General features: G+C 64.9%; 24 protein-coding genes and 1 tRNA gene. 21 read left to right on the top strand and 4 right to left on the bottom strand.

Translation table 11 applies throughout. From position 1 onward, the window contains the following. A partial coding sequence (locus QRN11_RS21805; RefSeq protein ID WP_285314475.1) for a DUF222 domain-containing protein occupies positions 1-1,025 on the top strand: 1,025 nt, incomplete at its 5' end. A 96-nt stretch (positions 1,026-1,121) separates the two neighbouring features. On the opposite strand, the gene QRN11_RS21800 is transcribed toward QRN11_RS21805, so the two are convergent. From QRN11_RS21800 to QRN11_RS21785, 4 genes are all read right to left on the bottom strand, one after another. Continuing rightward, positions 1,122-1,197, bottom strand: a tRNA-Arg gene (locus tag QRN11_RS21800). Between the two features lie 136 nt (positions 1,198-1,333). Next, positions 1,334-2,878 (bottom strand): ferredoxin--NADP reductase, encoded by a 1,545-nt coding sequence (locus QRN11_RS21795; protein WP_285314474.1) that lies wholly within the window; start codon positions 2,876-2,878, stop codon positions 1,334-1,336. Then, positions 2,875-3,747: an FAD:protein FMN transferase gene (locus QRN11_RS21790; protein WP_285314473.1), complete on the bottom strand. Its 873-nt coding sequence runs from the start codon at positions 3,745-3,747 to the stop codon at positions 2,875-2,877. The genes QRN11_RS21795 and QRN11_RS21790 overlap by 4 nt, the downstream gene beginning before the upstream one ends. Positions 3,748-3,750: 3 nt before the next feature. Beyond that, the gene (locus tag QRN11_RS21785; protein WP_091415678.1) at positions 3,751-4,227 is read right to left on the bottom strand and encodes an FMN-binding protein; all 477 of its coding nucleotides are present in this window, start codon (positions 4,225-4,227) and stop codon (positions 3,751-3,753) included. Positions 4,228-4,398: 171 nt separating this feature from the next. On the opposite strand from QRN11_RS21785, the gene argS reads away from it, so the two are divergent. The 20 genes from argS to atpA all read left to right on the top strand — a co-directional run bounded on the left by argS (position 4,399) and on the right by atpA (position 26,648). After that, a complete protein-coding gene (gene argS / locus QRN11_RS21780; protein WP_285314472.1) occupies positions 4,399-6,063 on the top strand; it encodes an arginine--tRNA ligase in 1,665 nt (554 codons plus the stop codon). Positions 6,064-6,068: 5 nt separating this feature from the next. Beyond that, the gene (gene lysA / locus QRN11_RS21775) at positions 6,069-7,538 is read left to right on the top strand and encodes a diaminopimelate decarboxylase (protein WP_285314471.1); all 1,470 of its coding nucleotides are present in this window, start codon (positions 6,069-6,071) and stop codon (positions 7,536-7,538) included. Beyond that, positions 7,539-8,855 carry a homoserine dehydrogenase gene (locus QRN11_RS21770; protein WP_091415683.1) on the top strand — a complete coding sequence of 439 codons (1,317 nt, stop codon included), beginning with the start codon at positions 7,539-7,541 and terminating at the stop codon, positions 8,853-8,855. Then, positions 8,856-9,962: a threonine synthase gene (thrC, locus tag QRN11_RS21765; RefSeq protein WP_091415685.1), complete on the top strand. Its 1,107-nt coding sequence runs from the start codon at positions 8,856-8,858 to the stop codon at positions 9,960-9,962. Between the two features lie 2 nt (positions 9,963-9,964). Then, a complete protein-coding gene (thrB, locus tag QRN11_RS21760) occupies positions 9,965-10,939 on the top strand; it encodes a homoserine kinase (protein WP_285314470.1) in 975 nt (324 codons plus the stop codon). A gap of 299 nt (positions 10,940-11,238) precedes the next feature. Next, on the top strand, positions 11,239-13,434 hold the full coding sequence (gene rho / locus QRN11_RS21755) for a transcription termination factor Rho (RefSeq protein ID WP_285314469.1): 2,196 nt from the start codon (positions 11,239-11,241) through the stop codon (positions 13,432-13,434). 301 nt (positions 13,435-13,735) lie between these two features. Beyond that, positions 13,736-14,809 carry a peptide chain release factor 1 gene (gene prfA / locus QRN11_RS21750; protein ID WP_091415689.1) on the top strand — a complete coding sequence of 358 codons (1,074 nt, stop codon included), beginning with the start codon at positions 13,736-13,738 and terminating at the stop codon, positions 14,807-14,809. Positions 14,810-14,844: 35 nt separating this feature from the next. After that, positions 14,845-15,732: a peptide chain release factor N(5)-glutamine methyltransferase gene (gene prmC / locus QRN11_RS21745; RefSeq protein ID WP_285314468.1), complete on the top strand. Its 888-nt coding sequence runs from the start codon at positions 14,845-14,847 to the stop codon at positions 15,730-15,732. Beyond that, positions 15,729-16,553 (top strand): L-threonylcarbamoyladenylate synthase, encoded by an 825-nt coding sequence (locus QRN11_RS21740; RefSeq protein ID WP_285314467.1) that lies wholly within the window; start codon positions 15,729-15,731, stop codon positions 16,551-16,553. The genes prmC and QRN11_RS21740 overlap by 4 nt, the downstream gene beginning before the upstream one ends. A 1-nt stretch (position 16,554) precedes the next feature. After that, positions 16,555-17,466: a glycosyltransferase gene (locus QRN11_RS21735; RefSeq protein ID WP_091415692.1), complete on the top strand. Its 912-nt coding sequence runs from the start codon at positions 16,555-16,557 to the stop codon at positions 17,464-17,466. Positions 17,467-17,472: 6 nt separating this feature from the next. Beyond that, positions 17,473-18,432, top strand: coding sequence for a glycosyltransferase (locus tag QRN11_RS21730; protein ID WP_285314466.1), 960 nt, complete (start codon positions 17,473-17,475; stop codon positions 18,430-18,432). Positions 18,433-18,531: 99 nt separating this feature from the next. Beyond that, positions 18,532-20,400 (top strand): polysaccharide biosynthesis protein, encoded by a 1,869-nt coding sequence (locus QRN11_RS21725; RefSeq protein ID WP_285314465.1) that lies wholly within the window; start codon positions 18,532-18,534, stop codon positions 20,398-20,400. Continuing rightward, entirely contained in the window at positions 20,400-21,422 is a 1,023-nt protein-coding gene (locus tag QRN11_RS21720) for an MraY family glycosyltransferase (protein ID WP_170850657.1), read from the top strand. The genes QRN11_RS21725 and QRN11_RS21720 overlap by 1 nt, the downstream gene beginning before the upstream one ends. Before the next feature lie 97 nt (positions 21,423-21,519). Beyond that, complete coding sequence (locus tag QRN11_RS21715) at positions 21,520-22,002, top strand: hypothetical protein (RefSeq protein WP_091415699.1); 483 nt, start codon at positions 21,520-21,522, stop codon at positions 22,000-22,002. Beyond that, positions 21,995-22,333, top strand: a complete 339-nt coding sequence (locus tag QRN11_RS21710) for an AtpZ/AtpI family protein (RefSeq protein ID WP_285314464.1) — start codon at positions 21,995-21,997, stop codon at positions 22,331-22,333. The genes QRN11_RS21715 and QRN11_RS21710 overlap by 8 nt, the downstream gene beginning before the upstream one ends. Positions 22,334-22,414: 81 nt before the next feature. Next, entirely contained in the window at positions 22,415-23,215 is an 801-nt protein-coding gene (gene atpB, locus QRN11_RS21705; protein WP_091415702.1) for a F0F1 ATP synthase subunit A, read from the top strand. Positions 23,216-23,294: 79 nt separating this feature from the next. Continuing rightward, complete coding sequence (atpE, locus tag QRN11_RS21700) at positions 23,295-23,498, top strand: ATP synthase F0 subunit C (protein WP_009356484.1); 204 nt, start codon at positions 23,295-23,297, stop codon at positions 23,496-23,498. 52 nt (positions 23,499-23,550) lie between these two features. Continuing rightward, positions 23,551-24,102 (top strand): F0F1 ATP synthase subunit B, encoded by a 552-nt coding sequence (locus QRN11_RS21695; protein WP_091415703.1) that lies wholly within the window; start codon positions 23,551-23,553, stop codon positions 24,100-24,102. Continuing rightward, a complete protein-coding gene (locus QRN11_RS21690; RefSeq protein WP_091415705.1) occupies positions 24,102-24,929 on the top strand; it encodes a F0F1 ATP synthase subunit delta in 828 nt (275 codons plus the stop codon). Before QRN11_RS21695 ends, QRN11_RS21690 begins: the two co-directional genes overlap by 1 nt. Positions 24,930-25,010: 81 nt before the next feature. Beyond that, positions 25,011-26,648 (top strand): F0F1 ATP synthase subunit alpha, encoded by a 1,638-nt coding sequence (atpA, locus tag QRN11_RS21685; protein WP_050054632.1) that lies wholly within the window; start codon positions 25,011-25,013, stop codon positions 26,646-26,648. Positions 26,649-26,711: the final 63 nt, after the last annotated feature.

Below are 26,711 nucleotides of genomic sequence, written 5' to 3'. Positions count from 1 at the left end.
TCCTCACCAGCGGCACAACAGCCGGCAACACCGCCAACGACCTGGGTACCGGCGGTGACCGCGGGGCTGGCGATGACATCAGTGCAGACAGTTGCAGCAACCGTGCTGAGAGCACCGGCGGGCACACCGGTGCCGGGAACGACGAGACGGACAATACTGGCGGCGACAGCAGTGTCGGCAGTTGCGGGGCTAACGACGCGGGTGGCGGCGAATTTGCCGGTGATGGAAGCGGTGCAGGAACAGCGTCCGGCCCATTCTCGGGGATCCGGGCGCAGGTGCTGGTCACGGTGCCGGTGTGCTCGCTGATGGGCCTGACGGATGAGCCGGCGGTGCTGGACGGGCACGGACCCATCCCGCCTTCGATGGCACGCAGGCTCGTCGCCGACGGCGCTGCCTCGTTCTACCGTGTCCTGGTGGACCCGCGGGATGGGGCGCCGCTGGAGATCGGCCGCACGAACTACCGGGTGAGCAAGGCGATGCGGCAATGGCTTCGGCTGCGGGACGGCAAATGCCCGTTCCCCGGCTGCAATAACCCATCCCTGGACAATGAGGCGGACCATATTCTCGCCTGGGATAAAGGTGGCAGTACGGGGATTTCTAACCTGGGACAGCCGTGCCCGAAACATCACAAGCTGCGCCACACGAGCGGCTGGAAACCCACCCCGGCCAGTACAACCGAACCACCCGGCTGGATCTCACCCACGGGCCGGCACTACAAAAGCGAACACCAGGACTGGGAACCACCCCACTGGCCAGATCAAGCCGTGCCGGAAAGCATCCGCGCCTTCGATGACCTCCTCGACCAATGGGAACCGCCCGATGACCTTGCCGGAGTACCGATACCGCGGGAGGACCTTTCCGAAGTCAGCCCTCCGCCGGAAGAACCACCTTTCCCCCATGAACTTTTTCAAGACGAGATTCCGGAAGAGACCTTCGCGGACTGGTTCCTGTCGGGAGACAGCCCGCCCAACGACCCGCTATCACCCCTGCTAACCCAACCCTGTAGGCCGGCCACCTGGGGTTAGTGGATTAGGGGTTAGCGGGTTAGGGGTTAGGGGTTAGCCGCCATCTGATACGGAAAACAAAGAAGCACCCCGGCCGCGTGGCCAGGGTGCTTCAGATGGTGCCCTCGATAGGATTCGAACCTACGACCTTCTGCTCCGGAGGCAGACGCTCTATCCCCTGAGCTACGAGGGCAATCCGGGGTTCCTGCCGTTGCTGGCGGGACGTCCTAGAGCTTAGCAGTAAGGTGGCCCGCAAGGGAAAATCGCCCCCGCCGCGAGTCCTTCAAAGCCAGCCAAGGCCAGCAATCAAGACCACAAGGCTTCGGACATCAGTACCCGGAGAACGAATCCACATGCACGCGCCGCGCACCGGCCTGGCGCGCCGCCCGCCGCAAAGAGGCGACGCTGGCCGGGGAACCCGAAATATACACATCGCGCTCGGCCACATCCGGGACCGCGGCCTTGAGGGCTTCCCCCTCCAGCGCGGATCCGTCCGCCGGGAAGGCAGAGATGTGCGCGGGGGGCTCCGAGCCATCCGCGATCCGGGCAACCACGCGAACGCCTGCTGCGATCAGCTCGTCTGCGTAGGCAAGCTCGTCGGCACTCCTGGCGAGCAGGACGAGGACGGCGTCGCGGTCCCGCAGTCCGCCGGAGGAGATATGCGAAAGGAACGGCGTGATGCCGATCCCGGCAGCAATCAGAAGCACTGGCTTCCGGGGATCGCGGGGGAGCACAAAGTCGCCGCCCACCGATGTGGCTGTCACCGCATCGCCGTGCTTCAAGGAAAGCAGGACCTTCTTGGCGGCGGACACGGGCTCGGCTGTCCGCACGCCAAACTTCACCAGGCGATCACCCGGGGAACCGGTCAAACTGAACACCCGTCGTCGTCCCTTTCCGTCCGCCTTCGCGTGCGGAAGGTCCAGTTCCATGTACTGTCCTGGCAGGAAGCGGACCGGGCGGGAGGGCTCGAAGGAGAATTCGGTGGTGCTGGGCGTCAGTGGCCTGGCCCCGGCGAAGGTCAGCCTCACGCCGCCCCGCTGACCCACCAAAAAGGCCAACAGATTGCCCAGCAGCAGCGCAGCCTCGGGTGAATTCGCGAGGAACCCGAAATTGTAGGGAACCGCAAAGGCCACGCCCACCACAGCAGCCAACCCCAGTTGCTGCCATCTTCGGGGTGGCAAGGTCAGCGGCTCGGTGAGCATGAACCCCACAAAGAACAGCAGCGGCCGCTGGGCAAGGGCCTGCCACAAGGCCATTCCTGCCGACATGCCGGCCTGCAGCAGTTCCTGGCTGATGATGGCGGTGGCCACCACGAGGAACACTGTGGCCATCAGGAACTTCCGGGTGCGGTACAGGACCAGGAGGACGCCGGGAACCAGCAGCCACAGCATGGCCGGTGTAGCCGCCCACCACGTTGCGATGTTGAGCCCCGTGAGGCCTGCTACGAAGGCGCCTGCAGCCGCCGGATTGAAGACGTGCCGCCCGCGCCAGGCGAGGGCGTACTTCGACGCCGACGCCAGCACGCATGCCAGCGCGATGCCGGCCACATCGGTGGGCACAAAGGACGGCCAGAACAGGAAGTACAGCAACAGGCCGGTGATCAGCGAGGACTCCGAGTGCGGCCGTACACGGAACAGCGCGGCCAGGGCCCTGTTCGAGGCGTAGGTCAAGCCAAGGCACAAAACCAGGTGGCCCAGCATCTCGGGGATACCAAAAGTCAGCCAGCCCAGGACGTTGAGCAACAGGCTGTAGGCGGCAAGCGCCGCGAGGACCAGGAGGATCAGCCGGTACATCGTGAAGCTGCCCAGGACCGTATCCAGCCGTCCTGCCACGGAGGGGACCGATCCGGCTTTTGGTGTTTCAACAGGGCTCATGTGAACAGTGTCCCTTCAAAGTCGGCGGAGCGGGCCGCGCTGCCGTCAGAAAACACAGTGAGCCAGGAGAAATCGAATTCCTCCTGGAGCTGGTCTCCCGGGACAAAGAACAGGGCGGTGGCCAGTGCGTCCGCCAGCATCGCGGTGTCCGCCAGGGCCCAGGTGGCGACGGCGGTCCTGACCGGTTGCCCGGTGGTGCCGTCCAGCATGTGGTGCAGTCCGTCACCCCAGGCGCGGCGGTTGGAAGCAGAAGCACACAGCGCCCGGTCCGCTAGGGGAACGATTCCGATGGCTTGTGCAGGATTGTAGGGATGCTCCAACGCCACCTCGGTGGGCAGTGGACCGCACGCAAGCAAATCGCCGCTGGCATCGATGATGAATGCATCCAGCCCTTCGGCAAGAAGCTCGTCCGCGAGCAGGTCAACCAGCAGGCCTTTACCCGCAGCCCCGATATCCAGCACCACCGGGGCAGTGGTGGTGATGGTGGTGCCTGCCCACTCCAGGACCGCGTCCCAGGGCGGCGCCGCCAAAGGGGAGCCCGAAGGCTTAAGGGAATATCCGGCGTCGTACCCCAGCCGCTCAAGGGAAGCGCCGATCAGCGGGGTCATCGCGCCGTCGGTCATGCCGTACAGGGTCCTGTACAGGGCACCCAGCCGAACGGCCTCATCCGCAAACTCATAACTTCCCGGCCTGCGGGCGAGGGCGCTGACGCGGGAATCGGATCGGAAACGGGACCATTCGGCGTCGAAACGCTCCACCCGTTCCGCCAGGCGCGCCCTGACCGGCCCGCTCAGCGGAACGGGCGTGGAAATCTCCCACTGCGTCCCGATCCCTTCGAACGCAAAATCCTCCCAGTCCGCATCCGGCACAGGCTACTGCGCCTCCTGCTTGATCTTGTCCACTGCCTGGTTGAACCCGCCGCTGGTCAGCGAAGAACCGGCAACTTTGGAGACATTAAGTTCGTCGATGTTCTTGCCCACGATCTGCGCTGCAATGCCGCCGGCGAATTGCCCCTGGAACTTGCGGGTGTTCGGGTTGGACGGGTGCTGGGTGATGTTGACGCCCGTGACGGTGTCACCGGCCAGGGTAAGTTCCACCCCCACCGTCTCCGTTCCATTGGGGGAAACGTAATTTCCATCAGCGCTGTAGGTTCCGTCCTTGTACGTGGAACCGCTGCTGGCCAGCGAGGACGTCCCGCCTGACGGGGTTGCGGCGGAAGTCTCCGCGGCGTTGCCTCCGGGGGCCGCGGGTGTGCTCTCGGCGGCCGAAGGCGCGCATCCGGCCACAGTTCCAGCGAGGGACAGGCCGGCGATTCCGGCGAAAACACTCTTGCGGACTGACGGTCTCATCAAGGCTCTCATTTCGTTTAAGTGTTCGTGGCAGTGTTTACGGAGGTGTCAACGTCAAACCCAGCGTATTGGTTCACCTTGTAGCTGGCTTGTGTATTTCCTGTGGAATGCCTGTCACGGCGCTGAACGTCCCAATTCTTTTGCTGTCACCAGCCCCGGTAGGCTAGAGGGGTGACTCCCGAAGAACTCTCCCTCGCCATATCCGCCTGCCTGAAAGACGCCGTCGCCGCCGGCGAGATCGCCCTTTCAGCATCAGCAGTGCCAGACGAGGTACGCGTGGAGCGGCCCAAGAACCGCGAGCACGGAGACTGGGCCACCAACATTGCCCTGCAGCTTGCCAAGCAGGCCGGCACCAACCCGCGCGAGTTTGCCACCGTGCTGAGCGCGCGGCTTAAATCGATCGACGGCGTCTCGGCAGTGGATATCGCCGGGCCGGGCTTCCTGAACATCACCGTGGATGCAGCCACGGCCGGCGCGCTCGCCAAGGTCATCGTTGAGGCCGGCAAGCAGTACGGAACCAACACGGCGCTCGCCGGGCACACGGTGAATATGGAGTTCGTCTCCGCCAACCCCACCGGCCCCCTGCACATCGGCCATACGCGCTGGGCCGCGCTAGGCGACGCCATTGCGCGCGTGCTTCGCGCCTCCGGAGCGGACGTCACGGCCGAGTACTACATCAACGACGCCGGCTCGCAGATGAACACCTTTGCCACCTCCGTGTACTCCCGCCTGCACGGCCTCCCCGTCCCCGACGGCGGATACCCCGGACAGTACATCGCTGACCTTGGCCACGAGGTGCTCACCGCACACCCGGACATCCGCGAACTCACCGAAGTTGCCGCGCTGCCGGTCATCCGCACGGCCGCGTATGAAGCCCAGATGAAGGACATCAAGGACACCCTGGCGGACTTCGGCGTCGAGTTCGATGTGTTCTTCTCGGAGCAGGAACTGCACGACGCCGGCGCTATCGAAAGTGCCGTTGCCCGCCTTCGCGAGCAGGGCCACGTGTTCGACGACGGCGGTGCCGTCTGGCTGCGGACCACGGACTTTGGCGACGACAAGGACCGCGTGATGATCCGGGCCAACGGCGAACCCACCTACTTTGCCGCTGACGCTGCCTACTACCTTTCCAAGAAGGACCGCGGCTTCACCGAGAAGATCTACCTGCTCGGCGCCGACCACCACGGGTACATCAACCGCCTCAAGGCCATCGCTGCCGCTGCCGGAGACGACCCCGAGGTGAACATCGAGGTGCTGATCGGCCAGCTCGTGTCCGTGAACGGCGCCAAGCTTTCCAAGCGCGCCGGCAACATCATCGAGCTCAAGGACCTCATCGACTGGCTCGGCAAGGACGCTGTCCGCTACTCGCTGGCACGCTTCCCGGCCGATTCGCCGCTGACGCTGGACCCGGAGCTGCTGAAAAAGCACAGCAACGAAAACCCGGTGTTCTACGTCCAGTACGCCCATGCCCGCTCCCGCGGCGCCGCCCGCAACGCGGTGGCAGCCGGGGTGGAACGCCAGGTGGACGGCAAAGACACCTTCGACGCCGCGCTCCTGGACCACGCCACCGAGAACGAGCTGCTCTCCTACCTGGGCAGCTACCCTTCCATCGTGGCCAAGGCCGCGGAACTGCGCGAGCCGCACCGCGTGGCACGGCACCTCGAAGCGATCGCCGGCGCCTACCACCGCTGGTACGATGCCTGCCGCATTGCGCCGATGGGCGACGAGCCGGTGACCGACGTGAACCGCACCCGGCTATGGCTCAACGATGCCACCAGCCAGGTGCTGGCGAACGGCCTGGACCTGCTCGGCGTTTCGGCGCCGGAACGGATGTGACGGAAATGTCTGTACAGACCGGTAAAACCGAGTCCCCCTTGGCGCCCGAATGGCTTGCAGTCCCCGAGGACCTGAATGCCCTGCAGGAACCGATGTGGGCCAGGACTGTTGAACGGAATGACGACGGCGGCCTGGCAGTTGCCGGCGTTTCCGTTGCCGCCCTGAAGGAACAGTTCGGCACTCCATTGTTCGTGATGGACGAGTCGGACTTCCGTTCCCGGGCACGCGCGTTCAAGGATTCGTTCGATGCAGCCTTCGCGGACATTTGCGGCGGCGTGGACGTTTACTACGCCGGTAAATCGTTCCTGTGCACCGCTGTGGTGAAGTGGGTGGAGGAGGAAGGGCTGCGCCTGGACACCGCCTCCGGCGGCGAACTGGCCGTGGCCGCCCGAGCCGGGATCCCGGGGGAGCGCGTTGCCCTGCACGGCAACAACAAGTCCGACGCCGAGATCAACCGTGCGCTGGACATGAAGCTGGGCCGCATTGTGGTGGACAGCCTGGCCGAGCTGGAACGGGTCGGGGCCATCGCCCAGGCCCGTGGTGACCGGGCAAAGGTCATGCTGCGGCTCACTCCCGGCGTGCATGCCCACACCCACGAGTTCATCGCCACCGCCCACGAGGACCAGAAGTTCGGCCTCTCCATGGCGGAGGACACCACCGGGCAGGCAGGCCTGTCAGCCGCGGAGGAAGCCGTTGCGGCAGCGTCCGCCCACCCGGGCATCGAACTGCTGGGACTGCACTGCCACATCGGCTCCCAGATCTTCGAACCGGACGGCTTCGCCATGGCCGCCGAGAAGCTGCTCCGTTTCCTCGCCGCCATGCAGGAAAAGTACTCCATCGTGATGCCGGAACTTGATCTCGGCGGCGGCTACGGCATCGCCTACACCCCGGTGGACACCCCCCGCCCTGCCGCAGAGATCGCGACGGCGATGGCCGCCGTCGTGCGCTCCACCTGCGCTGAGCTGGGCATTGAGGCCCCCCGCATCTCCATTGAGCCGGGACGCGCGATCGTGGGCAGCACCACCTTCACCCTGTATGAGGTGGGAACCCTGAAGACCGTGCGTGTGGATGCGCCCGGAACTGCCAGTGACGGCGGCAACAACGTTACGTATCCGCGCCGGTATGTTTCGGTGGATGGCGGCATGAGCGATAACGCCCGTCCGGTGCTGTACGACGCGGATTATTCGGCCGTCCTGGCCTCCCGCACGTCCTCCGCCGCGCCCCAGCTGTCCCGCGTGGTGGGCAAACATTGCGAGAGCGGCGACATAGTTGTTAGAGATGTATATCTGCCCGAGGACGTGGCAGCCGGTGATCTACTTGCTGTACCGGGGACCGGCGCCTACTGCTGGGCCCTGTCAAGCAACTACAACTATCTGGCCCGGCCGGGCGTTGTCGCGGTGCGCGACGGATCTGCCCGGCTGATTGTCCGTGGGGAAACCGAAGAAGATCTGCTGAACCGCGACATGGGAGCCTGAATGACGGAAATGCGAACCCTGAAAGTAGCCCTGCTGGGCTGTGGCAACGTTGGGGCCCAGGTTGCGCGGATTCTCATTGAGGATGCCGACGCCCTTGCCGCCCGCACCGGTGCCCGCCTGCAGCTCAGCGGGATTGCGGTGCGCAACGTCAACTCCCGCCGCGACGTGGACCTGCCCCAGGAACTGTTCACCACGGACGCCGAGACCCTGGTCAAAGACGCGGACCTGGTGATCGAACTGATGGGCGGCATCGAGCCTGCCCGCACGTTGATCCTCTCCGCGCTGCGCAACGGCGCCTGCGTGGTCACCGGCAACAAGGCACTCCTCGCCCAGGATGGCCCCACGCTCTACGAAGAGGCTGACAAAGCCCACGTCCAGCTGTCCTACGAAGCAGCCGTTGCCGGCGCCATTCCCATCCTGCGCCCCATCCGCGACAGCCTGTCCGGTGACCGGATCACCCGCGTGCTGGGCATCGTCAACGGCACCACCAACTACATCCTGGACCAGATGGACTCCACCGGGGCCCAGTTCGCCGACGCCCTGGCAGAAGCGCAGCGCCTTGGCTACGCGGAAGCGGACCCCACTGCCGACATCGAGGGCCACGACGCCGCCGCGAAGGCCGCGATCCTCGCGTCCCTTTCGTTCCACACCCGGTTCGCCCTCGAGAATGTGCACTGCGAAGGCATCACCTCGGTCAGCGCCGCGGACATCGCCGCTGCCAAGGATGCGGGTTTCGTCATCAAGCTGTTGGCGATTGCCGAGAAGCTCAGTGATGCCGAAGGCGGCGAGGGCGTGTCCGTCCGCGTCCACCCCACGCTCCTGCCGCGCGAGCACCCGCTGGCCGCCGTCCGCGGGGCCTTTAACGCCGTATTCATCGAGGCGGAAAACGCCGGCGAGCTGATGTTCTACGGCCAGGGCGCCGGCGGAACCCCGACGGCATCTGCAGTACTGGGCGACCTCGTTTCCGCTGCCCGCCGCCTGGTCCTCGGTGGCCCGGGACGCACCGAAACCACCACCGGCCATGTACCTGCGCTGCCCATCGACGCGGCCGTCACCAGCTACTACATCGGCCTCGACGTTGCGGATGAGCCGGGCGTCCTGGCAAGGATCGCCCAGCTGTTTGCCGAGCACGGCGTGTCCATTGAAATCATGCGGCAGACCATCCACCGTGACGCCGAGTCCAACGTTGAGTCGGCCGAACTGCGGATCGTTACGCACCGCGCATCAGAGGCTGCCCTTGCAGCCACCGTCGAGGCCGTGAAAGGCCTGGACGTCATCAATTCAGTTACATCCGTTCTGCGGGTAGAAGGAGTCTAAGTGGCTCACCAATGGCGCGGGGTTATCCGCGAATACGCTGACCGTCTGCCCGTGACGGAATCCACCAGGGTCATCACCCTGGGTGAAGGCGGCACCCCGCTGGTGCACGCGCAGAAGCTTTCAGAGCTCACGGGCTCGGAGGTGTACCTGAAGGTGGAGGGCATGAACCCCACCGGCTCCTTCAAGGACCGCGGCATGACCATGGCCATGACCGCCGCCGTGGCCGCCGGGGCCAAGGCCGTTGTGTGCGCCTCCACCGGCAACACCTCCGCCTCAGCCGCAGCGTACGCAACCGCGGCCGGCCTGAAGTGCGCTGTGCTGGTGCCCGAAGGCAAGATCTCCATGGGCAAGCTCAGCCAGGCGATCGCCCACGGCGCCACGCTGCTCCAGGTGGACGGCAACTTCGACAACTGCCTGGACATCGCCCGCAAGCTGGGGGAGTCCTACCCCGTCTTCCTGGTCAACTCCGTCAACCCCGCCCGCATCCAGGGCCAAAAGACCGGTGCCTTCGAGATCGTGGACGCCCTGGGCGACGCCCCGGACATCCACGTCCTGCCGGTCGGCAATGCCGGAAACATCACCGCCTACTGGAAGGGCTACAAGGAGTACTCCGCTCCCTTCGAGTCCGAGACTGCCGGCACGCTGCCCGCCGTCTCCACCAAAACGCCCGCGATGTGGGGTTTCCAGGCAGCCGGGGCCGCGCCGTTCGTTGCCGGCCACCCCATCACTGAACCGGACACCATCGCCACCGCCATCCGGATCGGCAACCCCGCTTCCTGGGACGGCGCCATCGCTGCCCGCGATGAGTCCGGCGGATTCATCGACGCTGTCACGGACGAGGAAATCCTCAATGCCCACCGCTGGCTGTCCGCACGCGAAGGCGTCTTCGTGGAGCCCGGTTCCGCGGCCGGCGTCGCAGGCCTGCTCAAGAAGCACGCCGCCGGCGAGGTGCCGTCCGGCAAAACCATCGTCATCACGGTCACCGGCCACGGCCTGAAGGACCCCCAGTGGGCACTGCGCACCGAGGACGGCAGCGACGTCCAGCCGGTCAAGGTCTCCAACGACGTTGTCACCGTTGCTGCTGAACTGGGACTGGAAGAAAAATAGCCTTGGACACCACCCCGCAGGCCACCGTCGGCGTGCAGCTCATTGAAGCCGGACAAAGTGTCACCGTGCGCGTTCCGGCCACCACCGCCAACCTGGGCCCGGGCTACGACAGCCTGGGCCTGGCTTTGGCGCTGCACGACACCCTGACGGTGGAGAGCCTCGAATCCGAGGAACTCGTGTTCGACCTCGCCGGCGAAGGCGCGGAAACCCTGCCCCGGGACGCCAGCCACCTGGTCATCCGAGCGATGGAAGCTGCCTTCGAACGGCTGGGCTTCCGGCACGGCGGGCTCAAGGTGACAGCGGAAAACGTTGTTCCGCACGGCCGCGGACTGGGTTCCTCGGCGTCGGCGGTGGTGGCAGCAATTTCGGCAGCCAACGCGCTGGTACCGGCGGCAAGCCGCCGTGGAAAGGACTGGATCCTCCAGCTCACCAGCGAACTCGAGGGCCACCCGGACAACGTGGCACCAGCCATTTTCGGCGGACTGGCGCTGTCGTGGCAGGACAGTGACCAGTACAGCAGCACCAGTGCGGCCGTGTCCGGGTCTGTGGTGCCGGTGGTCGCGGTTCCGGACTTCGAGCTGTCGACGGAAACGGCACGGGCGCTGCTGCCTGCATCCGTGGGGCACCATGCTGCAGCCATGAACGCCGGGCGCGCCGCCCTGCTGATCCACGCGCTCACCACCAAACCGGAATTCCTGCTTGCCGGCACCGAGGACTACCTTCACCAGAGTTACCGCGCAGAGGCCATGCGCCCCAGCGCCGCCCTCATCTCGGCGCTCCGCACGGCCGGCCACGCCGCAGTTGTCTCAGGCGCCGGGCCGACGGTGCTGGTCCTGGCCGACGGGCAGGCTGAAGCGGCCGCCGTCGTTGCTTTCATTGAAGAGTTCACCCAAGCGAACACGCCGGACATCCGATGGCGTGTTCTGAAGCTGGCAGTGGACGTTGAAGGTGCTAAGGTGGAGTTGCACCGGCGGTAATTGACGCCTATCTGATCTGCTTCTGCACTTAGTTGCAACCTGATCTCCTACTGCGCAATCTATTCCGGTGCCACCTGCTTGGTCTGTCGCAGGAATCTGCAGTATTGAAACTGCCCCTGAAACGTCAGTCCACAGTTCCACCTTGGGCGGAGCGCAGCGTGAATCAGTATCCGGCCCTGCTGGCCGATATTCATCCGGCAAGGCCGTACAATCCCCGGCTGCAGATCTGAACTGCAGCCCAGATCAAATCATCGCGCCCAGCTCCTCGTCTGGACGCCGTCGAGGGGGAAGGATCCTTCGTGACCGAAACCACTGAGCTGTCGCCAGCTGTGGAACTATCATCTTCTGCTGCCGATTCGGCAGCACCCGCCAAGAGCAGCGGCCTTGCCGGCCTGAAGCTCGCCCAGCTGCAGGCACTTGCCAGCCAGCTCGGGATCTCCGGCGGTTCCCGGATGCGCAAGGGGGACCTGGTTGCGGCCATCTCCGCCCACCGCGCCGGTACTCCCGTGACTAAGGCCCCGGCCAAGTCAGCCGCAAAGCGCACCGAAAGCGTCGCCGCACCGGCAGCTACCGCTGTTGCTGCACCTGCAGCCGCCGCGCCGGCCGAAACCACGGAAGCGCCTGCCGAAGGCACCCGTGCCCGGGGCCGCGGCCGCAGCCGCCGTGCCGTCAGCGACGGAGTTGTGGCACCGGCAGCTGCTGATGCAGCCGCCGAAGCCCCGGCCGCTCCGGTTGAGGCTCCCGCCGCCGCGGAAGCTCCCGAAGCAACCGAAGGCGCTGCCGAACGCCGCCAGCCCCGCACCCGCAACCGCCGCCGCGGCGAAGCAGCCGTGGCAGCACCGCAGGCGGCAGAAGCTGCCGAGGCACCTGCAGAGCAGGCCGACGCCGAGCAGCGCCCAGCTGAACAGCGGACTGGTGAAGCGCGCACCACCGAGCAGCGTACGGCGGAGCCGCGCACAGAGCAGCGCACTGCCGACCGCACTGAAACCGAAGAAGCCGGCCAGCGCACCGACCGCCGCGAAGGCGGCCGCGGACGTGGCCGGGACACCCGTGAGGGCGACAGCGGCCGGGACAACGCCGGCAGCCGCGAGGCAGGCCAGCGCGAAGGCGCCCGCCGCGAGGATACCCGCGACACCCGCGACAGCGATGATTCCGACGGCGGCAGCCGCCGCAACCGCCGCAACCGCCGCGACCGGAACGACCGCAACGAGCGCTCCGGTGGCCAGGACCGGGACAACAGCTCCCGCAACGACCGCTTCCGCGACCGCAACGACCGCCGCCGCGGACGCGCCCAGGGACCGGACGTCGACGACGTCGAAGTCACCGAGGACGACGTCCTGCTGCCCGTTGCAGGCATCCTCGACGTCCTCGAGAACTACGCCTTCATCCGTACTTCCGGCTACCTGCCCGGCCCCAACGACGTTTACGTCTCCCTGGCCCAGGTCAAGAAGTACAACCTCCGCAAGGGCGACGCCGTGGTGGGCGCCATCCGTGCCCCGCGTGACGGCGAAGACCGCAGCCAGCAGTCCGCCCGCCAGAAGTTCAACGCCCTCGTCCGCGTCACCTCCGTCAACGGCAAGACCGCCGAAGAGCTCAAGGACCGCGTCGAGTTCGCCAAGCTGGTTCCGCTCTACCCGTCCGAGCGGCTGCGCCTCGAGACCGATCCCAAGAAGATCGGCCCCCGCGTCATCGACCTCGTCGCCCCGATCGGCAAGGGCCAGCGTGGCCTGATCGTTTCGCCGCCGAAGGCCGGCAAGACGCTCATCCTGCAGTCCATCGCCAACGCGATCACCACCAACAATCCTGAGGTCCACCTCATGATGGTGCTCGTTGACGAACGCCCTGAAGAAGTCACGGACATGCAGCGCACCGTCAAGGGTGAGGTCATTGCCTCCACCTTCGACCGTCCCGCCGATGACCACACCACCGTGGCCGAACTCTCCATCGAACGCGCCAAGCGCCTCGTGGAAATGGGCATGGACGTGGTGGTCCTGCTGGACTCCATGACCCGCCTGGGCCGCGCCTACAACCTGGCAGCACCGGCCTCCGGCCGCATCCTGTCCGGTGGCGTGGACTCCGCCGCGCTGTACCCGCCCAAGCGCTTCTTCGGTGCAGCCCGCAACATCGAAAACGGCGGCTCGCTCACCATCCTGGCCACGGCCCTGGTGGAAACCGGTTCCAAGATGGACGAAGTCATCTTCGAAGAGTTCAAGGGCACCGGCAACATGGAGCTCCGCCTGTCCCGCCAGCTGGCAGACAAGCGCATCTTCCCGGCCGTGGACGTCAACGCGTCCGGCACCCGCCGCGAGGAGAACCTGCTCTCGCCCGAGGAAGTCAAGATCATGTGGAAGCTGCGCCGCGTCCTCTCCGGACTCGAGACCCAGCAGAGCCTTGAACTCCTGACCAACAAGATCCGGGAGACCCAGAGCAACGTTGAGTTCCTGATGCAGGTTCAGAAGACAACACTTGGCGCGAAGTCCGATAACGACAAGTAGCTGAGTTAGGGGCGGGGTCGTCGCATTTTGTGCCGGCCCCGCCTTCGTCGTTCAGTTTTGCCGCCCAGCTCCGGCAGGCCCGTAAGAGAGATGACGAGGGCCCGGCCTGAGCTTGCGAAGGTTGGGAGTCATCGAACGCTCCCGGGGCGGCAAAACCGAACGGCTGTTCAGTCTGGTCGCCTTGCCGCCGCCTTCTGGCAACGCGGAGTCAGATATCGCCCATCTTTGCGGGTTTTGAGGGCTGTAAGTGACCCCGCGTTGCAGTTACTAGACTTGTACAAGTCGAAAGAGGTTTTGAAAAATGTTTGAGTCCGTACAGGGCCTGCTTGATGAGCATGATGCTATCCAGGCGCAGCTGGGGGATCCTGCTGTTTATGCTGACCAGCGGCTTGCGCGCAAGCTGGGGCGGCGGTCGGCTCAGCTTAATGGCATCGTTGAGGCCTACCACAAGTGGGAAGGCATCCGGGACGACCTTGCTGCGGCCAAGGAGATGGCTGACGAGGATCCCGAGTTCGCTGCCGAGGTTCCTGAACTGGAAGAAGCCCTTGAGCTTGCTGCCGCAAAACTGCGCCGCCTGCTCATCCCGCGCGATCCTGACGACGCCCGCAACGTGATCCTTGAGGTCAAGGGCGGTGAAGGCGGCGACGAGGCGGCCCTCTTTGCCGGCGACCTCCTGCGCATGTACACCCGGTACGCGGAATCGCGCGGCTGGAAGACTGAAATCATCTCCGCCACCGAATCGGACCTTGGCGGCTACAAGGACGTCCAGGTTGCCGTGAAGGGCAGTTCGAACGATCCCGCCGAGGGCGTCTACGCCCGGCTGAAGTTCGAAGGCGGCGTGCACCGCGTGCAGCGCGTTCCGGTCACCGAATCGCAGGGCCGTATCCACACCTCGGCCGCCGGCGTGCTGGTACTGCCCGAAGTGGACGAACCCGAAGAGCTCGAGATCAACCAGAACGACCTCAAGATCGACGTCTACAGGTCATCCGGCCCGGGCGGCCAGTCCGTGAACACCACCGACTCAGCCGTGCGCATCACCCACCTTCCCACCGGCATTGTGGTGGCCATGCAGAACGAAAAGTCGCAGCTGCAGAACCGCGAGGCGGGCATGCGCGTCCTGCGTGCCCGCATCCTGGCCCACCAGCAGGAGCAGATCGACGCCGAAAACTCGGCCCAGCGGAAGTCGCAGATCCGCACCATGGACCGCTCGGAGCGCATCCGCACCTACAACTACCCGGAAAACCGCATCGCGGACCACCGCACCGGCTACAAGGCCTACAACCTGGACCAGGTCATGAACGGCGACCTGGAACCGGTCATCCAGTCCGCGATCGAGATGGACGAACAGGCACGCCTGGACGCCATCGGCGACTAGTTCCGCCCTGGACATCAGGACACGACATTCAGGACATGACATTCGGGCCAGGCCAGTCGCTCGCTGACGCCGTCACCGCGGCCACGGCAATCCTGCGCGACGCCGGTGTTCCCAGCCCGCGCGTGGACGCGGAACTGCTCGCCGACCACCTGCTGAACGTGGGACTGGGCCGGCTCCGCGCCATGATGCTCGGCAACACGCCGGCACCGGAAGGCTACGAAGCCCTTGTGGCCGAGCGGGCCAGCAGGATTCCGCTGCAGCACATCACCGGCGTGGCGCACTTCCGCTACCTCGAGCTGGCCGTGGGGCCCGGCGTGTTCATTCCCCGCCCCGAGACCGAATCCGTGGTCCAGCTGGCCATTGACCACGTCAAGGACATGGCGCATCCCCGGATCGTGGACCTGGGCACGGGATCCGGCGCCATCGCCGGTTCCATCGCCCACGAAGTGCCCGGCGCCGAAGTCCACGCCGTGGAGTTCAGCCCCTTCGCCCACGCCTGGGCCGCGAAAAACCTCGCCCCCCTGGGCGTCCACCTCGTCCTGGGGGACCTGCGGAACGCACTGCAGGAGCTGAACGGGACAGTCGACGTCGTGGTTTCCAACCCGCCGTACATCCCGTCCGAGGCCATTCCCAACGAGCCCGAAGTAGCCCTGCATGACCCGCCGGAGGCACTGTACGGCGGGGGAGCTGACGGTATGGAACTTCCGACGGCGGCAGCCGCCTCGGCTGCCCGGCTGCTGGTGCCGGGCGGTTACTTTGTGATGGAACATGCAGAAGTCCAGGCGGAATGGATCGCGGCAATGCTGGGCCGGTCAGGATCGTGGACCAGCATCAGCACCCACCGGGACCTCAACGGCAAGGAGCGCGCCACCAGCGCCGTGCTCGCGGACCAGACCCTACGCAATGAAAGAATGGGCCAGTGACCACAACCTATAACTGCACCAGTGATGACGAGCGGGCACGGGGCCTGGAGCACGCACAGCGCGCGATCAGTGAAAAGAAGTGCGTCGTGCTCCCCACCGATACGGTTTACGGCATCGGGGCCGACGCCTTCTCACCGCAGGCCGTCACCATGCTGCTGGTGTCAAAAGGGCGCAGCCGCACCATGCCACCACCGGTGCTGATTCCGCGCCTCAACGCCCTGGACGGGCTCGCCACGGACGTCTCCGCTGACGCCCGCAAGCTGGCCGAGGCATTCTGGCCCGGCGGATTGACGTTGATCCTGCACGCGCAGCCGTCGCTGGACTGGGACCTCGGCGAAACCAAGGGGACCGTGGCCCTGCGCATGCCCGCCGATGACATCGCCCTTGAGCTGCTCACACTGACCGGCCCGCTGGCCGTCTCCTCTGCCAACCGCACCGGCCAGGCACCGGGACAGACTGCCGCCGCTGCCCGCGAGCAGCTTGCAGAATCCGTTGAGGTCTACCTTGAGGGCGGCTTCCGGCCGAAGGAAGGCGAGACCGCCGTGCCCTCCACCATTGTGGACGCCACCGGGCCCCTCCTGCGTGTGGTGCGCAACGGAGCCGTCAGCCTGGACCAGCTCAGGGAACACGTTCCGGGTGTCCTGGGTTTGGGCGAGATCCCCATGGCGCCGGAAGAACTCGAGGAGCCGGTGACTGCGGAGGCGTCTGACACTCCGGAGACAGCCGGGGATTCTGCGGCAGCGGGCCCTGCTGCTGCCGAAGCCCGCAGCGCGGCCGGCAGCAGTGCCGTCAGTACCAACGACAACAATGCGGAGAACTGACATGCAGCCCAAAGTCGCCGTTGCGGCCGTAACGTTCGACCGCCACGAGGAGCTTGCCCTGCTCCTGAAAGGGCTGGCGGAGCAGACCGCGCCCATCCATTCCATCGCCCTGGTGGACTCGGGCACCGTCCCGGCCACCGACGTCGTCAACGCCGGGGGAGCACAGAACATCAACTACCTGCGCTCCGAAGCGAACCTTGGCGGCGCTGGCGGGTTTGCGTACGCCATCCTGGCCGCCATGGCCAGCGGCGCCGAGTGGATCTGGATGATGGACGACGACGGCCATCCCGAAGACGCCAGCTGCCTGGCCGAGCTTCTCCGCACCGCAGAGGAGCACCAGCTGGACATCATCAGCCCCCTGGTAGCCGCCACCGCCGATCCCAACCGGCTGTCTTTCAATTTCCGCATCAACGGGTTGCTCACCAACGACCGCTCCCGCCTGGCGCCGATGGGCTACCTGCCGGACATGGTGCACTTCTTCAACGGTGCACTGATCCGGACCGAGGTCTTCTACCGGATCGGTATCCCGGACGTGAAGTTCTTTATCCGCGGGGACGAAGTGGACTTCCTGTCGCGAGTGAAAAAGGCCGGGCTCAAGTACGGCACGCTGGCCACTGTCGCCGTACAGCATCCCGCCACATGGACGGAGATGAAGCCCGTTTTTGGCGGGTTCATCACCCCGGTCATTCCCGAGGGCGAGTTCAAGCGCTACTGCTACTTCCGGAACCGTGGCTACCTGACCCGCAAGTACCGCAACCTTCGCTGGTTCAGCGCGGACATCGTCGGGTTCCCTTATTACTTCCTGAAGACCGGTGACCTCAAGGGCCTGGCACACTGGTTCAGGGCATATTCCACCGGCTTCCGCGGCAAGGGCTTCGGCTCACCCGCGGAACTGATGTCCGCCAACAGCTAGGCCGCCGTGGAGAACCTGTACGCCGTCGTCGTCACCTACAACCGCGCCGACTTCCTGCGCAACCTGCTCGATTCCTTCGCCCGCCTGGACACTGCCCCGACGCGGATCCTGGTGGTGGACAACGCGAGCAGCGACCACACGCCGGAGGTAATTGCCCGGGCGGCTGCAGCCGGGCTGCCCATCCAGTACGAACGGCTGGAGCAGAACGTCGGCGGGGCCGGCGGGTTTTCCCGCGGCGTGGAACTGGCACTGGAGTCCGGCGCCGAATGGCTGTGGCTGATGGATGACGACGTCGAAGTGCTTCCCGGCGCGGTGGACGCCCTGGCGAAATTCACGCCGGATTACTCCTGCATGATCGGGCGCCGCTATGACGCCAACGGCAAACCGTTCTTCTGGCAGCACCATTTTGTCGAGGCACTCGGCATATTCCTGCCGGTCTCCCGAGACGTGTTCCGGCATTCCGAGGTGTTCCGCACCAACGTGGGGAACTTTGAAGGCATGCTCATCAACGCCTCCGTGGCCCGGAACATCGGCCTGCCCGATCCGCGCTTCTTTATTACGTGGGACGACCTCATCTACGGCTGGCTGGCCGCGCAGCAAACCCCGGTGGTGTACGTCAACGCCTTTGTCATCAAAAAGGTCCGTGCCCAGCGCCAGGTTGACCTCGGCCTGCGCCACCTCAACGATTCATCCGACCTCAGCCGCCGCTACGTGATGCGAAACCGCGGGCATGTGGCGCACTACCTGCGGGCCCACGGCAAATTCAACCGGGCGGGTTTCGCCGCGGGCACCGCGCTGACCTTCCTCAAGGAACTTGTCCGCCTGGTCCTCGTGGAGCGGACCCTGAAGGGCTCCGGTGCGCTCTGGCAAGGGTGGCGTGAATCGCGCACCATCCTTGCCGACGCCGGGTGGAAACCCATGCCGCCGCTGCCGGTGTATCCGGGCAGCGGAACCCGAAGCGATTAGTATCGTTCTAAGCCCCGACGCCGTCCGACAGTTTCGCGGCGGGGAATTTTGAAACAGGCGCCTGGCCGCCGTGGTAGTGGAAGTCGGTTGCATCTTTCGTTGAGTACACAATCAGAAACGCGCGCACCTGCCGCAGTACGGGACGAGAAGCCCGCCCTCTGGATCTGGATCCAGCTCTTCCTCGACTCCATGTCGTGGGTTGTGGCGATCGGCCTGGCGCTGCTGCTGCGCTACGAAATGGGCGTCCGGGTGGAACAGCTCGCCGGAGCCTGCCTCATCGCCGCGATCGCGGTGGTGGCACAAATGCTGGCCGGCTACTCCCTCGCCTTGTACCGGGGCAGGTACCCGTTCGGCAGCTTCCAAGAGGCCAAGGCGCTGGTGTTCGTCACCGTCATCGTGGCGGCAACCATCACCGTGAGCCTGCTGGTGCTCTACGCGGAGATCAACATCGGCCGCAGTGTGGGCCTGATCGCCTTCCCCTTCGCCTGCCTCTTTATGTGCGCCGCCCGCTATGCAAAACGCCTCTACGTGGAGGGCAAGACCCGGCCCGGGGACGGGGCCCAAAACACCTTGGTGTACGGCGCCGGATTCCTCGGCAACTCCCTGGTGACCAGGATGCTGCAAGACCCGGACTCCCCGTACTTCCCCGTGGGGCTGGTGGACGACGACCCCGCAAAGAAGCACCTGCGGCTTTCCGGCGTCCAGGTGCAGGGCCGCGGCGACGACCTGCCGGCGATCATCCGCCGCACCCGGGCCAAAGTCCTGGTCCTTGCCTTCGCCAACGTGGAAGCCACCGTGGTGCGCCGCATCTCGGACGCTGTGGCCGGCCTGAACGTGCGCGTGCTGGTACTGCCCCCGCTGCGGGACATGCTGGGCACCGGTGCACCCGCCGGTTTCTCCGACTTCCGCGACGTCGCGGTGGAGGACCTGATCGGACGCCGTCCGGTGGACATCGAGGTTGACGAAATTGCCGGGTACATCAAAGGCAAACGGGTGCTGGTGACCGGAGCCGGAGGCTCCATCGGATCGGAACTGTGCCGCCAGATCGTGCAGTTCCACCCTGCCGAACTGATCATGCTGGACCACGACGAAACAGGCCTGCAGCAGACCCAGATCTCCATCACCGGCCACGGACTCCTGGCAGGCCGGGATACCGTGCTGGCCAACATCCGCGACGGCGAAGCCCTGCTGGACATCTTCGAGGACCGCCGCCCGGAGGTGGTGTTCCACGCTGCGGCCCTCAAGCACGCGCCGCTGCTGCAGCAGTATCCGGTGGAAGCCTGGAAAACGAACGTCTGCGGCACCCTGAACGTACTTCGCGCTGCCCAGCGCGCCGGCGTCACGCACTTCGTGAACATCTCCACCGACAAAGCGGCCAACCCCACCACCGCCCTTGGCCACTCCAAACGGGTTGCGGAGAAACTTACCGCCTGGATGGCGGGGCAGACGTCCGGGAAGTACGTCTCCGTCCGCTTCGGCAACGTGATGGGCAGCCGCGGCTCAATGCTGCCGCTCTTTACCGAACAGATCCGCGTCGGCGGCCCGGTCACGGTGACGGACCCCGACGTCACACGCTTCTTTATGACCATCCCCGAAGCCTGCCAGCTCGTCATCCAGGCCGGTGCCATCGGTACCGGCGGGGACGTGCTGATCCTGGACATGGGCGAACCGGTCCGGATCCTGGATGTGGCGCAGCGGATGATCGCGATGTCGGGCAAGGACGTGGAGATCATCTACACCGGCCTGAGGCCGGGGGAGAAGCTGCACGAGGAACTGGTGGGCACCGGTGAACTCGACAAGCGCCCCCTGCACCCGAAGATTTCGCACACCAGGGCCATGGAGCAGGATCCCGCCAAGCTTGACCTCAACATCTGGCTGGCCCGCTGTGAGGCAGAACAAGGCGCCAGCATCGCCGCCATTCCCGATGACGAGGCCACTGACGCCGGTGAAGTGCGGGTGGCGTCGTGATGCCGTTGCTCCTCGTAGCCGGGATCACATTGGCAGCCAGCCTGCTGCTTCCCCTGGCCGTGAAGCCGCTGCTGGTCCGGATGGGGGTGGTGGATGTTCCCTCGGCACGCTCATCGCACGTGAAAGTAACAATCCGCGGCATGGGCCTGGCCACGGCACTGGCCACGGCGATCGGATACGCGGCAGCGCTGCTGCTGGGGTTTGTGACGGTGGACCGCTCCATCTCCGCCGTCGTGCTGGCCATTATTGCCGCCTGTGCCGCCGTGGGCTGGGTCGAGGACCTGCGCGGCATGTCCATCCGCGGCCGGGCAGCCGCCCAGCTCGGGATCGGTGCCGCCGGCTCCGCAGTACTCATCGTCCTCACGGGACAGTCGTTCTGGTGGCTTCCGCTGGGTGCACTGGCCATCGCCGCCTACGTCAACATCGCCAACTTCATGGACGGCGTCAATGGCATCTCCGGCCTGCACGGGGTGACAGCAGGGGTGGCCTACGCTGTTGCCGGGCTGCTGTCAGAACAGCCCTGGCTGACCGCCGGCGGCACGGTTCTGGCAATGTCCTTCCTCGGGTTCCTCCCATGGAACCTGGGCCGCGGCTCGGTATTCCTGGGCGACGTCGGCAGCTACCTGCTGGGTGCGTCGATAGCCGCACTCGCGGTGGCCGGCTTCCTCGGCGGCGTGTACGTCGAGTACGTCCTCTCGCCGATCCTGGTGTACGCGGCGGACACCGGTTACACCCTGCTCCGCCGGATCAAGGCGGGGGAGCGGTGGTACGCATCCCACCGGGAACACGTGTACCAGCGGCTCACGGACGTGGGCTTCTCGCACCTGATGTCGGCCGGAATCGTCACACTGTGCACGGCCGCAGTGATCATCCTCGGGTTCGTTGCGGCGACGGCCACGCTTCCGATTGTTGCGCTGTGCGTCGCTGCCAGCGTGCTGGTGCTGGCTTTGTACCTGGCCAGCCCGGACCTGATCCGCCGGTACCGCCGCCCGTCCAAGGTCACGCGCCTGCCCGTGACCTGAACCGTGTTCTATCTCGTGTAGAATTTGAGGGCAGCCAAAGCTGCCCTCCACACTGCCTTTTGGCCACCTGCCTTTTGGTGCCGACGATTGGGATCGAATGACCTCCAACGCCGAGTCCGGACCTGCGTCCGGCAACGGAAGAGTTGGCGCATCCGGTCCCACGCCGTCCCTCTGGCTGAACCTCCTCAAGCGCAGTTCGCTGGCCGCGGCGGCCGGACTTGTCCTGTGCGCCGTTCCTGCAGCAATCCTCGCAGGACCCGGCGGCGCCCTTTCCAGTACTGCCGGCGGGTTGCTGGTGATGCTGTTCTTCGGCATCAGCCTCCTGGTGGGGCACTTTGTGGGACGCAGCAACCCTTCCGGAGCCATCGGCATGTTCGTGGCCACCTACTTTGTCAAAGTGGTGGGCTTTGCCGCCGTCCTGTTTGTGGTCGGTGCTCCGGCGTGGCTGAACGGCCGCTGGTTCGTCGCCGGGGCTGTAACTGCCGTCGTCCTCTGGCAGGCTGCAGAAATCCATGGTTTCAGCAAAGCCCGCCTCCAGATCTACAACGATCCAGAAACCAAGGAAACCCCCGATGCGTGATCCCAGGAAGCCCACGGAAGGCACCAACGGCAGCAGGGGATCAAAGGCTTCAGCTCCCGATGTATCAGGCGACGGAACCAGCGGCGGATACAACGCCGGCATGGCCGTATTCAGCTACATCGTTGGCGGAATCATCGTCTGGAGTTTGATAGGGTGGGGACTGGATTATCTGTGGGGAACGCGCTGGATTGTGCTCGCAGGCGCTCTGCTTGGAGCCGTCGGAGGTTTTTACCTTTCCCACATGCATGGCCTGACCAGTTCTCGAAAAAATGCTGGGGAGCGCCATGCTGCCAGCGGGCCGTCCCAGGACGGCGACACTAATGCCAAATAATTTCACAGGGGGAACAGCAGGCCATCAGGCTGCCGGTCCCCGCCCAACGCCCAATGATGGACACTGCAGAGAGGAAACGCGTTGATCGCGCTTGCGCTCCCGGCCCAAGATTCAGGAGAGTTTACTCCTCCTGGTATTAACGAAATGCATTTGCCGGCAATCCTGCCGTGGGGTGCCGCAGAAGGATTCTCCAAGCAGATGCTGCTGGTCCTCCTCTCTGTCGTCTTTATCGCCGTCTTCTTCGTGCTCGCCGCACGCAAGCAGCAGCTGGTACCCGGCAAGCTCCAGTTCGCCGGCGAAGCCGCCTACGGCTTCGTCCGCAACGGAATTGCCAAGGACATCATCGGCGGCAGGGACTTCATCAAGTACGTCCCGCTGTTGTTCAGCCTGTTCTTCTTCATCCTGGTGAACAACATCTACGGCGCCATCCCGTTCTTCCAGCTCCCCACGTTCTCTCACGTCGGCGGCGCCTATGTACTGGCGGGCATTGTCTACTTCACCTGGATCGCCATTGGCGTCAAGAAGAACGGACTCCGTTACTTCAAGCTGGCCACCGTGCCCTCCGGTGTTCCCTGGTTCATCCTTCCGATCGTCATCCCGATCGAGATCATCTCCAACTTCCTGGTCCGGCCCGTCACGCACAGCCTCCGTCTGTTCGCGACCATGCTCGCAGGACACCTCATTGTGATGATCGCCGGCTACGGCATCGAGTTCCTCATCATGCAGGAGAACGTCCTGCTCAAGGGAACCTCCGTCCTGGTCCTGGCCGGTGCCATCGCCATGTACATGCTTGAAGCCCTGATCATGGTCCTGCAGGCCTACGTGTTTACCCTGCTGACAGCGATCTACATCGAAGGCGCGCTTCACGCCGACAGCCACTAAGGCACCCTAAGCTTCCCCTCGCGGGGATAGAGCAACCCAAACAACCTGCCACATGGGTGGCATCTTGAAAGGAAGAAAAATGGAAGGCAATCTCAACCTCGTAGGTTACGGTCTGTCCGCAATCGGCGGTGGTATCGGTGTTGGTCTCGTATTCGCTGCCTACATCAACGGCGTCGCCCGCCAGCCGGAAGCACAGCGTGTCCTGCAGCCGATCGCATTCCTCGGCCTTGCGCTGACCGAAGCCCTCGCCATCCTCGGCCTGGTCTTCGCCTTCGTTCTCTAGTCCTTAGAACGAAGCGAACTTACAGAACCGAGTAGAAAAGGACGGGTGAAATATGAATCAGCTGATCATCTCAGCCGCCACTGAGGGCGAAGTCAACCCCCTGGTTCCCAATGTCTGGGAAATGGGCGTTGTCCTCGTGGGCTTTGCCATCCTCATGTTCATCGTGGTCAAGTTCGTTGTCCCGATGTTCGAAAAGACCTTCGCCGAGCGTGCCGAGGCCATCGAAGGCGGCATTGCAAAGGCTGAAAAGGCCCAGGCTGAGGCGTCTGCTGCACTCGAAGAGTACAAGCAGCAGCTGACCGACGCCCGCGCCGAAGCCAACCGCATCCGTGAGGAAGCCCGCGCCGAAGGTGCCCAGATCCTCGCGGACCTGAAGGAAAAGGCAGCTGCAGAGTCTGCCCGCATCACGGCCCAGGCCCACGCCCAGATCGAATCCGAGCGCCAGGCGGCTGTTGTGTCGCTGCGTTCGGAGGTCGGCACCCTCGCCACTACCCTCGCCGGCCGCATCGTCGGCGAATCGCTGAACGACGACGATCGTGCAGCACGGGTTGTGGACCGCTTCCTGGCAGATCTGGAGACCCAGAACGCAGGTGCAGCTAAGTAATGGCAGGCGTATCGAGCGAATCGCTGGCAACAGCCCTGGCCGAGTTGGAAGCCAAGCTTCCGACGGCGTCGCTGCAGCTGGCAAAGGAACTCTTCGGAATTCTGGGAATGGTGGACAGCTCGGCTGGCTTGCGCCGCGCCCTGACTGACCCGTCCCGCAACGGAGACGAAAAGTCGGCGCTGGTCAGGCAGCTGGTTGGCGGAAAAGTCTCCGCTGATGCTGCAGAGATCGCGGGCGGACTGGCCAGCTCACGCTGGGCAAACGCGCGGGATATCGGCGATGCACTCGAGACTCTTGCCGCAACGGTGGTCATTTCCGTTGCTGAAAACAAGTCGGCCGTTTCTGCCTCCGGAATCTCTGGCCTGGAGGAGCTGGAGAACGATCTGTTCTCCTTCAACCAGGCCGTTGCCTCCAACCACGAGGTACAACGTGCTCTGTCCGAACCGCAGGCCAGTGCTGCAGCCAAGGCGACGCTGGCCGAAAGGCTGGTTCCCGGTGTGAGCGAGGAAGCAAGGGTCCTCATCACGCAGGCGGTCACCCAGCCCCGTGGCATCAAGGCCACCCGGCTGGTGGGTCGGTTCGCCGAACTGGCGGCCAAGCGGCAGCAGCGCTGGATTGCAACGGTCAGCGTGACCCGTCCCTTGACGCAGACGCAGCTGGCACGCCTCCAGGCGGGCCTGAATGCACTGTACGGGCGGGAACTGAAGGTCAACGTCAATGTTGACCCGGCACTCATTGGCGGCATCCGCGTCCAGGTTGGTGACGAAGTGCTCGACGCTTCGGTCATCACCCGCCTGGGCCAGCTGCAACGCCAGCTGGCCGGCTAGCCGGACAAGCACACCACAACTGATAGAAACCCCGGTCATCGTGACAACGATGATCACAAAACAGGAGAGCAGGGACTGCAGATGGCCGAATTGACCATCAACGCCGACGACGTCCGTAATGCGCTGAACGAGTTCGCGGCGTCCTACGAACCCGGAAACGCAGAACGCGTAGAGGTCGGCCGCGTAACCACCGCTAGTGACGGCATCGCCCGTGTTGAGGGCCTTCCCTCGGTCATGGCGAACGAGCTGCTGCGCTTCGAGGACGGCACCCTGGGCCTGGCCCAGAACCTGGACGTCCGCGAAATCGGCGTTATCATCCTCGGTGACTTCACCGGCATCGAAGAAGGCCAGGAAGTCCACCGGACCGGACAGGTTCTGTCCGTTCCCGTTGGCGACGCCTTCCTCGGCCGTGTTGTCGACCCGCTGGGCGTGCCCATCGACGACCTCGGCGAGATCAAGGCCGAGACCACCCGCGCACTGGAGCTCCAGGCTCCCGGCGTAACCCAGCGCAAGTCGGTGCACGAGCCGATGCAGACCGGACTCAAGGCCATCGACGCCATGATTCCGATCGGCCGCGGCCAGCGCCAGCTGATCATTGGCGACCGCCAGACCGGCAAGTCTGCGATCGCGATCGACACCATCATCAACCAGAAGGCCAACTGGGCTTCGGGCGATGTGACCAAGCAGGTCCGCTGCATCTACGTGGCAATCGGCCAGAAGGCGTCAACCATTGCCGCCATCCGCCAGACCCTCGAGGACAACGGCGCGCTGGAGTACACCACCATCGTGGCGTCCCCGGCATCCGACCCCGCAGGCTTCAAGTACCTGGCACCGTACGCCGGTTCGGCCATCGGCCAGCACTGGATGTACGGCGGCAAGCACGTCCTCATCGTGTTTGATGACCTGTCCAAGCAGGCTGAGGCTTACCGTGCAGTGTCGCTGCTGCTCCGCCGCCCGCCGGGACGCGAAGCGTACCCGGGCGATGTCTTCTACCTGCACTCCCGCCTGCTGGAGCGTTGTGCAAAGCTCTCCGACGAGCTGGGCGCAGGTTCCATGACCGGCCTGCCGCTGATCGAAACGAAGGCCAATGACGTTTCGGCCTACATCCCCACCAACGTGATCTCCATCACCGACGGCCAGATCTTCCTGCAGTCGGACCTCTTCAACGCCAACCAGCGTCCTGCTGTTGACGTTGGTGTGTCTGTGTCCCGCGTGGGCGGTGCCGCACAGGTCAAGTCCATGAAGAAGGTTTCCGGCACGTTGAAGCTGGACCTCGCCCAGTACCGCGACATGCAGGCTTTCGCCATGTTTGCCTCGGACCTGGACGCCGCTTCACGCCAGCAGCTGACCCGCGGTGCACGCCTGATGGAACTGCTGAAGCAGGGCCAGTACTCGCCGTTCCCGGTGGAGAACCAGGTTGTGTCCATCTGGGCCGGCACCAACGGCTACCTCGACGACGTTCCGGTTGAGGACATCAGCCGCTTCGAGTCGGAGTTCCTGGAGCACCTGTCCCACAAGTCCTCCATCCTCACCACGCTGGCGCAGACCAACGTGCTGGACGATGACACCGTTGCAGCTCTGAAGTCCGCCATTGTGGACTTCAAGAAGGGCTTTTTCGGCGAGGGTGACAACCACCTGGTAGGTGCCGGCCACGAGGAGCATGACGCTATCTCCGAGGGCGACGTTGACCAGGAAAAGATCGTCAAGCAGAAGCGCTAATTCCATTGACCGGGTGTGCCGGGCCGCCAAGGTCCGGCACACCCGGTTTAGGGAATGTTAGGA

This window comes from Pseudarthrobacter sp. fls2-241-R2A-168, from assembly GCF_030209335.1.
In the GTDB taxonomy this organism is placed as follows: domain Bacteria; phylum Actinomycetota; class Actinomycetes; order Actinomycetales; family Micrococcaceae; genus Arthrobacter.
The sequence above is the reverse complement of the archived record's forward strand: the minus strand, read 5'-3'. Positions and strand labels throughout refer to the sequence as shown.

Excerpts from the sequence above, each read along its gene's own strand:
- QRN11_RS21695 (WP_091415703.1), top strand. The coding sequence starts at position 23,551 with ATGAATCAGCTGATCATCTCAGCCGCCACTGAGGGCGAAGTCAACCCC.
- prmC (WP_285314468.1), top strand. The coding sequence starts at position 14,845 with ATGACATTCGGGCCAGGCCAGTCGCTCGCTGACGCCGTCACCGCGGCC.
- QRN11_RS21795 (WP_285314474.1), bottom strand. The coding sequence starts at position 2,878 with ATGAGCCCTGTTGAAACACCAAAAGCCGGATCGGTCCCCTCCGTGGCA.
- atpA (WP_050054632.1), top strand. The coding sequence starts at position 25,011 with ATGGCCGAATTGACCATCAACGCCGACGACGTCCGTAATGCGCTGAAC.
- QRN11_RS21720 (WP_170850657.1), top strand. The coding sequence starts at position 20,400 with ATGCCGTTGCTCCTCGTAGCCGGGATCACATTGGCAGCCAGCCTGCTG.
- QRN11_RS21785 (WP_091415678.1), bottom strand. The coding sequence starts at position 4,227 with ATGAGACCGTCAGTCCGCAAGAGTGTTTTCGCCGGAATCGCCGGCCTG.
- QRN11_RS21690 (WP_091415705.1), top strand. The coding sequence starts at position 24,102 with ATGGCAGGCGTATCGAGCGAATCGCTGGCAACAGCCCTGGCCGAGTTG.
- QRN11_RS21770 (WP_091415683.1), top strand. The coding sequence starts at position 7,539 with ATGACGGAAATGCGAACCCTGAAAGTAGCCCTGCTGGGCTGTGGCAAC.
- QRN11_RS21735 (WP_091415692.1), top strand. The coding sequence starts at position 16,555 with ATGCAGCCCAAAGTCGCCGTTGCGGCCGTAACGTTCGACCGCCACGAG.
- atpE (WP_009356484.1), top strand. The coding sequence starts at position 23,295 with ATGGAAGGCAATCTCAACCTCGTAGGTTACGGTCTGTCCGCAATCGGC.
- QRN11_RS21715 (WP_091415699.1), top strand. The coding sequence starts at position 21,520 with ATGACCTCCAACGCCGAGTCCGGACCTGCGTCCGGCAACGGAAGAGTT.
- prfA (WP_091415689.1), top strand. The coding sequence starts at position 13,736 with ATGTTTGAGTCCGTACAGGGCCTGCTTGATGAGCATGATGCTATCCAG.
- lysA (WP_285314471.1), top strand. The coding sequence starts at position 6,069 with ATGTCTGTACAGACCGGTAAAACCGAGTCCCCCTTGGCGCCCGAATGG.
- QRN11_RS21710 (WP_285314464.1), top strand. The coding sequence starts at position 21,995 with ATGCGTGATCCCAGGAAGCCCACGGAAGGCACCAACGGCAGCAGGGGA.